Origin of the sequence: Devosia sp. (assembly GCF_034675085.1) — a bacterium.
In the GTDB taxonomy this organism is placed as follows: domain Bacteria; phylum Pseudomonadota; class Alphaproteobacteria; order Rhizobiales; family Devosiaceae; genus Devosia.
In genome coordinates this window covers 1-10,076 of sequence record NZ_JAUCDN010000103.1, presented here as the reverse complement: position 1 = coordinate 10,076, position 10,076 = coordinate 1, and the positions used below count along the sequence as shown (strand labels likewise).

The following is a 10,076-nucleotide window of genomic DNA, read 5'->3' as shown; positions in this document are numbered from 1 at the left end:
CCATGTCTTTTGTCCTCGAAAAAAAAAGCGTACGGAGGGGCTCGATGATGCAGTCGTCTCCCTCCCCCTTGCGGGAGGGATCAAGGGTGGGGGGCGTTTGGCCCGAATATTCGGTCTCTCAACACCCCCTCCCAACCTCCCCCGTCAAAAGGGGGAGGAGCCGACCAGTGCCTGCGGCCAGATGGTGCCACTGTCACCGCTCGGGAAACACGAAGCGCCCGGCGATCCGCCGCGCCCAGGCTTCGGTGAGATTGGCCTCGACCACGCCCAGCCGTTCCTGCGCGTGGATGAAGCGCTGGGCGCTTACCAGGATGGCGCAATGCTTGGGCTCGGCCATCCAGCCCAGGCGGAACAGCACCACCTGCCCCGCCGCAAGCGGGCCGGTCTCGGCCACCAGCCAGGTTTCGGCCGCCCGCCGCAGCGCCCCGGCATTGAGGGGATCGCGCATGTCGGGCCGATAGGGCGGCATGATCTCGGGTTCCGGTCCATACAATGCGCGCCAGACGCCGCGCAGCAGCCCCAGGCAATCGCATCCCGCCCTGGCCAGCGACGCCTGGTACCGATAGGGCGTCCCCAAGAAGCTTCGCGCCGCCGCCACCACGCGGTCGGGGCTCATTTCACCACCGCCCGCCCGTCCATGGGCTCGCTGCGGCGCGGATGGCGCAGCACGTAGTCGCTGCCCGGAATATGCGGAAAGCCACGGAAATTGACGGCATTGGCAAATTTCTCCCGGCAGGTGGCGAAGCGCCGGTCGCAGCCCGCGCTCACCTCCAGCGTATCGCCGGCCCCGCCCCAGTCGCCGACCACCAGCGCAAAGCCGAGCAGGTCGCCATCTCCCCATTTCCGATGCGTCACCACGCCTTCGGCGCGCCCCGCCAGCCGTCCATCCGTCCAGCTTGCGCCCCCGAAGCCGAACCAGCCATCGGCAAAGCCCTCCAGCCCGGCCACCAGCACATGGTGCTTGTCCACCACCGCCGTCACCGTGGCATGGCCGCGAAACGCGGGCTGGTCCAGATCGACGCGGCAGCGCCCATCGCCCAGCATGGCGTCGCACAGGCCCTGATAGAGCCGGCCATTCGTGGCGTTGAGTCCTTCCTGCGCCGAGCGCAGTTCGGCGCGGAACAGTCCATCCTCGCGGATGATCTCGCCGATGGTGTCGGCCCGCAGCAGCAGGCGCTGGCTCACATCGGCCCAGTTGACCCGCCAGGTCTCGACGCTGGCCCCGTCATAGCGGCCAAGCAGGATATCGTCTTCGCTGATGGCCTCGCTGGCCAGCACGCCGAGCACTTCGCCGGTTTCCACCTGCGCGCCCAGCCGGGCCGGCATTTCGCCGCCATCCAGCCCATGGACCGGCGAATACTCGACCCCACCAAAGCTCAAGGTTCGGTCATGGTCGGTGAAGCCCAGCACCACCCCGTCGCGCCGGCGCAGCGTCCAGCAATGGGCCAGCGTCGTCTCGCTGCGCGCCAGATGCGCGGCCAGCCCGATATCGAGCGTCTTCATGGCAGGATCTCCACCAGCGGAATGGCGGGTGCCTCCGCCCCCTCGAAACTGGTCAGCTCCACATCGAGCCGATCGGTGTCGAAGCGCACCGGCACGTCGAACAGAAACCCGGCGCGGACCTCCGCCCCCGAAGCCGGGGCGGTGGCGAAGCTCACCACGCCCGTGGCGCCATCCAGGCTCCAGCCGCCGGTCATTTCCGTCCCCGCCACCGCCACGCGCACCGAGCCGGCCACCGGCCGGGTGATCGGGCGCAGATAGGGGTCGAAATCGGCGCCATAGCGCTTGACGAGCGCGAATTCGCTGTGCGCTCCATCCCCAATGCCCAGAAGCTGGTCGAGCGGGGTCGGGATGGCGCCATTGCTGGAAAAATCCAGCCCGTCGCGCCACAGGAAGCCATGCAGCCGCCCGCGCCTTTCCTCGAAAAACGCCAGCACCGCCGCCATGTCGGCGCGCGATTTGATGCCGTAGCCGGCATTGTAGCGCCGGCGGGAATGCTGCCAGCGCCCGTTGCGCTGCTCGCCGCCATTGGCCAGCGTCACCACATCGGTCCTGCGCTCCGGCCCGCCCCGCGCGCCCAGCGCCACGTCGAGCGGAAACCGCACCGCGTGAAAAGCCATGAAAATTCTCCTGGAAATGCCGCCCCGCCGACGCTGCCATTCCGGCCTGCGCCGGAATGACCAGGTGGTTGTGGCCTCAGCTCGCGCGCGCGCCGCGCCGCACCGCACGCAGCAGCATGGCACTCAGTTCGGCCTCGCTGGCGGCGAAGCTGCGCGCGTCCTGCGCGGTTACGTTGAAGGTCACCTGGATACCGCCCCCGCCGCCGCCGGCCACGCCCAGCCGGCCGTCCGGCCCGCGTTGCAGCGGCATGATCGCCTCAGCCCCGGCCTCGCCCATCAGGCCCAGCCCCTGCCCCAGCGGAAAATAGCTGGGGCTGGCGATCACCCCGCCCTTGGCGAAGGGCGTCACCCCGCCCAGCGCCGGATTGGTGGCGGTGAACAGGTTCTCCACCAGCCCGCCCACCAGATTGCCCAGCGGGCGGATGGCGGCCTTGAGGGCGATGTCGGCAAAGCTGCGGGCAATATCGCCCAGCAACGACTTGAAGGATTTGCCGTCCACCAGCGCGCCGCGAAAGGCGGTGTTGATGGCGCGAGCTACGCCATCGGCGAGGTCGCCGATCCGTTCCAGCTCCAGCGACACATCGTTCAATTCGCCCATGAAGGCGTCAGGAAAAAGCTCATTGGCCATCGGGAAAGCGCTCCATCAGTTCGTCGAGTTCGCGGCGGCCCATCGGGCCGGCCCGCTCACCCACCAGCGCGCTCCAGGCGCTGGCCAGTTCGCGCGGGGTCATGGCCCAGAAGTCGCGCGGCGGCAGCCGCAGCACGCCCAGCCCGAAGCGCATCGCCGCATTCCAGGGAAAGGGTTTCATTCCGCCTCTCCAAACGTGGCCCTGAGCAGGCGCGCCGCGATCTCTGCCGCGCCGCGCAGCCCGCCCTCGATGCTGAGCCGCGCCAGATCGTCGTCTTCCAGCGCGTTGCCGCCTCCGCGCAGCCCCGCCCCCAATATGGCGGTGAGGTCGCGCGCCGAGACCCGCCCGGTGGAAAAGCGCTCGGCCAGCCCCACCAGATCGCCGGTCTGCAATCGGCTTTCCAGCTCCGCCAGCGCTCCCAGCGTCAGGCACAGGACCCGTTTTTCACCGCCGATCACCGCCGCGATTTCCCCGCGTTGCGCATTGGCCATTTCGCGTCCCCTCAGATCGCCGTAAAACTCACTTCCCCGGCGCTTTCCAGCGCCAGGTCGAACGTCACCTCGCCGGCATGGTCGGCGGAGAATTCCAGCGCCACGATCTGGAACGGCCCGGCCACCACCCCGAAATCGGGAATGGTCAGCTGCCAGTTACGGATGGTTCCGGCGAAAAACAGCGTGCGCATCTGCGCGTCGGAGGCCGCATCCTTGAAAACGCCGCTGCCCGAGACCGAGGCGCGCTTCACCCCGCCGCCCGATAGCAGCTCGCGCCAGCGCCCGGCGCTTTCCTGGTCGGTGGTGTCGACCGTGGCGGCATTGAAGGCCAGCGCCCGCGTGCGCAGCCCCGCCACGGTGAGAAAACTGCCCGAACCGGTCTGGTCGAGCTTGAGCAGCATGTTCTTTCCGCTCTGAGCGGCCATGATCTTCGCCTTTCAAAATTGGGTTGGGGATGTCCCCCTATTCGCTGAAAAACCGCAGCGTCACCGCCGCGCGGGCCTGCCCGGTGTCGCGGTCGATCACCGTGTCGGTGCGCATATGCTGGCAATGGGTCACCGCCAGCTCGGGCGGGTTCAGCGCCAGGGCCACTTCCGTCACCCGCGCCGCCATGTCCAGCGCATGGCTGCGGCTGGGCTGGGCGCCCCAGCAATGGAGCAGCAGGCGATGCTCCTGCCCCGGCGCGGCATCGCCGTCGCGCGCGATCATGTCGTGGCGGGCGATGACAACATAGGGCGCCGGCCGTCCCCGCGGCGCGGCGTCGAACACGCCGTCCGGGCCGGTCAGCGCCGCCAGCGCCGCATCGGCCCTGAGCGCGCTCACCAGCGCGGCCTGCAACAGGCTGATCGGATGCATGGACTACCCCGTGAAACTGGTTTCGCTGCAGGCGCAGCTGACAAAGGCCCGGCGGCCATTGAGGTCGGCGGCGCTGACCACGTCGAGATTGCGCCCGCGATAGACCAGCCGGTCGCCGGGGCGGATATCGGTGCGGAAGCGCAGCACGATGGTGTGCGAAATCTCCACCGCGCGGCCATCGGCGCTGGTGCCCTGGCGGCCGGTGAGGCTGCGCACCCGCGCCCACAACGTGGCCACCGGCACAAAGAGCGTCACGTGCCCGCCCCCGGCCTCACCGGCCATTTCGCGGCGGCGGAACTGCACGCGATCGGTCAGCGTGCCGATGGGCGGCGGCTGCGCGCTCATAGCCGCACCCGCTTGTGCCCGGCCACCAGACGATCGAAGCCGGATGGGACCACGCTGCCCGCCCCCGCCGCGATCACCGCGTCGCGGTGCTCGAACCAGTAGGCGACCAGCACCAGCATGGCCTGCATCAGGTCGGCCGGCACGTCCTCGGGCGCCGCGCCGAAACCGGCGACATAGTCGATCTCGATGCCGCCCTGCTCGCGCAAAGGCGGCGCGCCGGCCACCTCGCGCGGCAGCATCAGCCGGTCCGGCGCATCAAGAAACTGCGCCAGCGGCACGGCATGTGGCATGCCCTCGCCGTCATAGGCGGTGATCTGGGTGAGGCTGATGAAGGGCGAAACCGGCAGCGCCACCATGCGGCTTTGCGGCCAGCCATCGAGCACCAGCCGCCAGCTCTGGGCCAGCATGGCCTTGCCGGTCACCGCCTCCACATGCAGCCGCGCCGCCCCGATCAGGGTCTGGATCAGCCCGTCCTCGGCCATGTCGTCGACGCGCAGGAAGGCCCGGGCCTGGGCAAGCGAAACCGGCTCCTGGGCCGGCCCGGCCAGAAGATAGCATGTCATGTTTGTTGCCTTTGGTTTTGTGAATCCACCGCCGCGATGCCACCCCGGCTCAGGCCGGGGTGACATCGCGGTTATGGAAGCGTCCTATTCCCCTACGACGCCGCGAATTTCAGCAGCTTGATGGCGTCATAGTCCGCCACGCCCCCGCCGACGCGCTTGGTGGTGTAGAACAGCACATAGGGCTTGGAGCTGAACGGGTCGCGCAGCACCGAGACGCCCTGGCGGTCGACGATGAGATAGCCGCGGCGGAAATCGCCGAAGGCGATGGAGAGCGAATTGGCCCCGATATTGGGCATGTCCTCGGCCTCGACCAGGTCGAACCCCATCAGGCGCGCCCGCCCATCGGCCGAGCCCGCCGGCTGCCACAGGTAATTGCCGTCCACGTCCTTGAGCTTGCGCAGCGCGGCCTGGGTCTTGCGGTTCATCACCCAGCTGGCATTCTGGCGATAGCCGGCCTTGAGCGCATAGACCAGGTCCACCAGCACGTCGCTGGCATTGCTGGCGGGCAGCGCGCCGGCGGCGCCGGTGGCCACATAGCCCAGCTTGCCCCATTGCCAGCTCGCCTCGGCCACGCTGGAAGCGGCCAGAAAGCCGGTGGGCTTGTTGACCCCATCGCCCGAGACGAAGGCGGTGGTTTCCTGGGCGGCAAAGGCGGCGTTCACCTCGTCGGCGATCCACTGGCCCACATCCACCGCCGCATCGTCGAGAAAGGCCGAGGTCGCCGCCGGCATGGCATAGAGTTCGGTGGTGGGATAGCTCAGTTCCGCCAGCGTCTGGCTGTTGGTGGTGGGGCGGGCGGCGGTTTCGCCCACCCAGCCGGTGGCCGGGCCGCTCACCGTCACCGGGCGCTTATAGACCGAGCCCGATACCTGCCGCACCCCGGCAATGGCGCGGATGGGCGACACCGCCGTCATCAGCCGGGTGATTTCGCCCTCGGTGTCGGCCGGCACCACATAGCCGCCATCGGCACTGACGCCCACCGAGAGCGCCTTTTCCTCGCCGCGCTTCACATAGGCGGCGAAGGCATCCTTGTATTCGCCATTGGCTTCGGCCGCCTTGGCGTCGAGCCGGGGACGGGCACGCTCCAGCTGCGCCCGGTCCAGCGCCGCCTTCTGCCCGTCGAGCACGGCGTTGAGCCGCTCGAGCTTGCCCTCCAGGAGGCCATCGGCGCTGCCGCGCTTTTCGATTTCGGCGAGGCGCCGGTCGTTGGTGGCCTTGAATTCCTCGAAGGCGGCGGAAAATTCGGCGAAGAGCGCCGGAATGTCGCCGCCGGCGCCGGCCTTGGTCTCGAGGCCGTCAGTGGTCATGTCCATGCTGTGTCCTATCGGTTGCGGATGGTGTTGGTGGCCGCCGCGATGGCGGCGCCGGTGGAAATGCCGGAGGGGGCGATGCGCGCCGCCTCCATCATCGGAAAGGTCACGATCGAGACCTCGAACAGGTCGATCTGCCAGAGCTTGCGGTGCCCGCCCTGGCGAGTGGCCCTGACGGTGCGGAAGCCGATGGAGAGCCCGTCCAGCGCCTGCGCGCCGATCAGCTTGCGCAGCGCCTCGGCGCGCTCGACGCCGGGCACCAGCCGGCCGGAAACGAAAAGGCCATGGGCGTCCTCGCCCATGGCCTCCCAGATGCCCACCGGCTCCTTGGGGTCGTGCTGGAACAAAAGCCTGATGCGGCCGCGCCGCCTTTCGAGGCTTTGCCGGAAGGCGCCCGGCATCACCATGTCGCCCCCGGCATCGACCTGGTTGAAGACGCTGGCATAGCCCGAAAACCGCCCGTCCTCGTCTATCGGAATGGCGCCCATCAGCGTTTTTCCGCGGGCCGCGCCGGGCGCGCACCGGCCTTCATATTGGCCAGCGTTCCGGCCAGGTTCCAGGCGAACTGGCGGAAAGTCTGCTGCGCATTCTCCCGTTTATTCTTGTTTTTCATGAGCTTACTCATCCCTCCTGAAAAGCCGATTCAGATTGGCGATTTCCTGCACGAAGTCGTTGAAGTGTTGATTCACCTTGGCCATTTCGCGCAGGCTCCAGACCAGCAGCGCGCTGGCGCCGCTGGCCCACAAAAACAGCGCCAGATGCGCCAGGTCGCCGCGCTCGACGACGGTTCTGGTCAATTCGTCCATTGGCTCCTCCGGGCAAAGAAAAAGCCCCGCGAGGGGGCTGGAAAGGTTTGCACTATCGGCGCCAGGCTAAAGCCTGGCGCGCACCAAGGCGAAGAATTCTCCGATATGATCCGCCCGGGCGAAGCCGAAATCCGCCCTCGACTTTTTCCAAAGCCCTAGCAGATGATTGCCGGCATCGGGCTTGGCCAGAACCACGTCGAGAAAGTCTGCCAGCTCCCGGCATTCTTTCCGATCCAGGCCCTGCACCAGATAATCGGCCAGCGCCGTCTCGTTGGCTTCGACAAAGAACGGCACATCCTGATGAAATCGCATGGCGAGCGCCCAGAAGCTGGCGGGGGTATCCATGGCTTCACTCCAAATATTGGCCCGTCACGGCGTGCATCGCCTCTATTCCGGCGCCAGCAAACACGATTTGAAGAAATCGCCATGCGTCAGGAGCAGTTCAACCTCGGCCTCGCTCAGCACGAAGTCGGGATGGGTCTTGCCAGTTCTCATCTTTCGGTCGAGGCCGATGACAATCTCATACGCCTCCGCTGGCAGCGCTGCGGTGGAAACCACCGTGCATTGATCACCATCGACATGGCGTCGCGTTTTGCCGTCGCGGCCGAAGCGGAACGGCATTTGCGTCGTCACGTGACGCGCCGAGAAGCCATCCTCATCGAGCTTATAGACGAGCAGCAGTTTCTCCTGGCTGCCCGCTCCCAGCCCGAAGATCACATCACCGGCCTTTATGGCGGCAAGAGCCTGCTGTCTGGATGACATCGGGGGATCCTCCACTATCGTAAAGCTGGATCGACGTTGCGGAGAAGCTCGAATTGCTGATTATGAGACAATTTCTCAATTCCCCGGGCTCAACCGATCGAAAGCAACTCGAAGACCTCGCTGGCAACGTCGATCAGATAATGTTCGTCAGCGCTCCATTTGAACTTCGGCATGAAATAAAAGCGAGGCGCGCCAACAGGCTCCGCCAGCATCCACATATCGCCTCGCCTTGCTGGCGACAGCGAATGGCGCATGTATCCGGGCTGGAACCCCGCCACTACCGTGCCGTCAGAATTGAGGAAGCTCGAAATATAAGCCAGCGCAAACACATCTCCCCTCTCCCGAGGCTGGAAAAGCGCATGCTGCCGGCGCAGTATCGGGGCGGCTCGATCCGCTACCGAAATATTGGTGATCCGCTGCATCAGAATGATCCAGGATATGGCAAGGCAGGAAGCGTCGGCGGAAAAATCTCAGCCGCATCTATTTCCTTGGCGAATTGCCGGCCAAGCATGTCTAGATAGATACAATGCCTCAGCAAGCGATCATCGCCAAGGCCGACCCTCTGGGTGAGGAGTCTGGCGCCGCCTGGATCAGCAACCCATTGCCCGCCCTCCGGCGTTCCCTTGGGCGTTCTGGGCTGGTCGGGCCGGTACTTTCGCACCATCTCGTCGAGGGCCAATCCCAGCCGGCGTTAAGCCAGGCAGAGCCGCAAGTCCGCGACGGCGATCCGCCATTCGAGCCGTGCCGGCGCCATCACTCCCGCTCCCCCGGCCCGATGCCCAGCATGTCGCGCTTTTCCGCGTCGGTGAGGAAGCCCGCTTCACTGACGCGGGCCCAGAGGGCGGCGCGGTCCTCGGCCAGGGCTTCGACGCCGTCGAAATCGGGCACGACGCTGGCCCCGAAGGCAGGCTCCAGCCAGAAGGTCAATTCGTCCGCCACCCGCATCACCAGCGGGATCAGCGTCTGCCGCCATAGCGCGCGATTGGCTTCGGCCAGGTTGGCATAGGTGTTGTCGCCCGGCAGGCCGAGCAGTTGCGGAGGCACGCCGAAGGCCAGGGCGATAGCGCGCGCCGCCGCGTGGCGGGCCTCGATGAAATCCATGTCGCGCGGGGTGAGCGCGATGGTCTTCCAGTCGAGCCCGCCTTCGAGCAGCATGGGCCGTCCGGCATTGGCGGCGCCGGAGAAATTCTCCTCCAGCTCGGCCTTGAGCCGTTCGAACTGGTCGGGGGTCAGCCCCTGCCCCGCCGCCGAATAGACCAGCGCCCCGCTGGGGCGCGCGGCATTGTCAAGCAATGCCTTATTCCAGCCGGCAGCGGCGTTGTGGATGTCCAGGCTCGTTTGCGCCGCCTCCAGCGGCGCCATGCCGTAATGGTCGTCCATGGGATGGAACAGGGCCATATGCAGCACCGCCGGCAGCGGCGCGCCGTCCTGGCGCAGGCGCGTGGTGCGTCCGCCGGCGGTATAGTCATAGGCCATGGGCCAGCCATCGGCGCCCGCCACCACCTTCATGCGGTCGGGGCGCAGGCAGAACAGCCCCTTGACCTCCCCATCCACCACCCCGGCCTGCAAATAGGCATTGCCGGCGGTTTGCAGATAGGCATAGACCGCCTCAAGCATTTCCGCGCCCGATTGGCGCCCATTGGGCCGCGCCAGCAGCATGGCCAGCGGATGTTCGTCGAGGCGCCGGCCGTTTTCCACCACCGCCAGGGGCACGCGATTGGCCGTCTCGGCAATCAGCCGCACGCAGCGATAGACCACCGGATTGCGTGCGAATCCCTGGTTGACCAGGCTTGCGAAACCGCGCCCGCTCCAGTTCGCCGCGCCCAGCTGGCTGAGGCTGAGCAGGGTCTGCCCGCCAAAAGCCTTGCGTTCGGCAGGCGCATGTTTCCGCCCGCCCCTGAGGCGGTCGATCCAGTTCGGCATGGTCTTGTCCTTGTTGGTGTCGTTCTGGAGGCCCCCCTCCCAACCTCCCCCATCAAGGGGGAGGTGCGGCCCTCTGTCCCTGGCACGATGGTGCCCACCCACCGAACGGCACCCTCCCCGTTGTGGGGAGGGATGGGGAGGGGGCTGCCGCCCCCGCAAGCTCCCTCAAAGCCCCCTTACCCGGGGCCGCATGTCGTTGAGCAGCAATTCGGTCAGTGCCCAGACCAGCGCATCGACGCGGTCGGGCGAATGGCCGTCGCTCTTGCCGTCGG

General features: G+C 67.0%; 19 protein-coding genes. All 19 read right to left on the bottom strand.

Features of this window, described 5'->3' with window-relative positions; translation table 11 throughout:
- Positions 1–193 precede the first annotated feature (193 nt).
- Positions 194–616, bottom strand: coding sequence for an NlpC/P60 family protein (locus VDP82_RS08485; RefSeq protein WP_323014415.1), 423 nt, complete (start codon positions 614–616; stop codon positions 194–196).
- Entirely contained in the window at positions 613–1,503 is an 891-nt protein-coding gene (locus tag VDP82_RS08480) for a DUF2163 domain-containing protein (protein ID WP_323014414.1), read from the bottom strand. The genes VDP82_RS08485 and VDP82_RS08480 overlap by 4 nt, the downstream gene beginning before the upstream one ends.
- On the bottom strand, positions 1,500–2,120 hold the full coding sequence (locus VDP82_RS08475; RefSeq protein ID WP_323014413.1) for a DUF2460 domain-containing protein: 621 nt from the start codon (positions 2,118–2,120) through the stop codon (positions 1,500–1,502). Before VDP82_RS08475 ends, VDP82_RS08480 begins: the two co-directional genes overlap by 4 nt.
- Before the next feature lie 76 nt (positions 2,121–2,196).
- Entirely contained in the window at positions 2,197–2,748 is a 552-nt protein-coding gene (locus VDP82_RS08470; protein WP_323014412.1) for a phage tail tape measure protein, read from the bottom strand.
- Positions 2,738–2,929: a rcc01693 family protein gene (locus tag VDP82_RS08465; RefSeq protein WP_323014411.1), complete on the bottom strand. Its 192-nt coding sequence runs from the start codon at positions 2,927–2,929 to the stop codon at positions 2,738–2,740. The genes VDP82_RS08470 and VDP82_RS08465 overlap by 11 nt, the downstream gene beginning before the upstream one ends.
- A complete protein-coding gene (locus VDP82_RS08460) occupies positions 2,926–3,240 on the bottom strand; it encodes a gene transfer agent family protein (protein ID WP_323014410.1) in 315 nt (104 codons plus the stop codon). The genes VDP82_RS08465 and VDP82_RS08460 overlap by 4 nt, the downstream gene beginning before the upstream one ends.
- 11 nt (positions 3,241–3,251) lie before the next feature.
- Positions 3,252–3,665 carry a phage major tail protein, TP901-1 family gene (locus VDP82_RS08455; RefSeq protein ID WP_323014409.1) on the bottom strand — a complete coding sequence of 138 codons (414 nt, stop codon included), beginning with the start codon at positions 3,663–3,665 and terminating at the stop codon, positions 3,252–3,254.
- Positions 3,666–3,702: 37 nt separating this feature from the next.
- Positions 3,703–4,095, bottom strand: coding sequence for a DUF3168 domain-containing protein (locus VDP82_RS08450; protein WP_323014408.1), 393 nt, complete (start codon positions 4,093–4,095; stop codon positions 3,703–3,705).
- A gap of 3 nt (positions 4,096–4,098) precedes the next feature.
- A complete protein-coding gene (locus tag VDP82_RS08445; protein WP_323014407.1) occupies positions 4,099–4,440 on the bottom strand; it encodes a phage head closure protein in 342 nt (113 codons plus the stop codon).
- Positions 4,437–5,003, bottom strand: a complete 567-nt coding sequence (locus VDP82_RS08440; protein ID WP_323014406.1) for a head-tail connector protein — start codon at positions 5,001–5,003, stop codon at positions 4,437–4,439. The genes VDP82_RS08445 and VDP82_RS08440 overlap by 4 nt, the downstream gene beginning before the upstream one ends.
- 92 nt (positions 5,004–5,095) lie before the next feature.
- Positions 5,096–6,316, bottom strand: a complete 1,221-nt coding sequence (locus VDP82_RS08435; RefSeq protein ID WP_323014405.1) for a phage major capsid protein — start codon at positions 6,314–6,316, stop codon at positions 5,096–5,098.
- An 8-nt stretch (positions 6,317–6,324) separates the two neighbouring features.
- Positions 6,325–6,801, bottom strand: coding sequence for an HK97 family phage prohead protease (locus VDP82_RS08430; RefSeq protein WP_323014404.1), 477 nt, complete (start codon positions 6,799–6,801; stop codon positions 6,325–6,327).
- Positions 6,801–6,926 carry a hypothetical protein gene (locus VDP82_RS08425; RefSeq protein ID WP_323014403.1) on the bottom strand — a complete coding sequence of 42 codons (126 nt, stop codon included), beginning with the start codon at positions 6,924–6,926 and terminating at the stop codon, positions 6,801–6,803. Before VDP82_RS08425 ends, VDP82_RS08430 begins: the two co-directional genes overlap by 1 nt.
- A gap of 4 nt (positions 6,927–6,930) precedes the next feature.
- Positions 6,931–7,119: a hypothetical protein gene (locus tag VDP82_RS08420; RefSeq protein ID WP_323014402.1), complete on the bottom strand. Its 189-nt coding sequence runs from the start codon at positions 7,117–7,119 to the stop codon at positions 6,931–6,933.
- Between the two features lie 66 nt (positions 7,120–7,185).
- Entirely contained in the window at positions 7,186–7,464 is a 279-nt protein-coding gene (locus VDP82_RS08415; protein WP_323014401.1) for a hypothetical protein, read from the bottom strand.
- A 42-nt stretch (positions 7,465–7,506) separates the two neighbouring features.
- Entirely contained in the window at positions 7,507–7,881 is a 375-nt protein-coding gene (locus tag VDP82_RS08410) for a hypothetical protein (protein ID WP_323014400.1), read from the bottom strand.
- Between the two features lie 89 nt (positions 7,882–7,970).
- Positions 7,971–8,303 carry a hypothetical protein gene (locus VDP82_RS08405; protein ID WP_323014399.1) on the bottom strand — a complete coding sequence of 111 codons (333 nt, stop codon included), beginning with the start codon at positions 8,301–8,303 and terminating at the stop codon, positions 7,971–7,973.
- Positions 8,304–8,634: 331 nt separating this feature from the next.
- Positions 8,635–9,804 (bottom strand): phage portal protein, encoded by a 1,170-nt coding sequence (locus VDP82_RS08400; protein WP_323014398.1) that lies wholly within the window; start codon positions 9,802–9,804, stop codon positions 8,635–8,637.
- 165 nt (positions 9,805–9,969) lie between these two features.
- A partial coding sequence (locus tag VDP82_RS08395; protein WP_323014416.1) for a large terminase occupies positions 9,970–10,076 on the bottom strand: 107 nt, incomplete at its 5' end.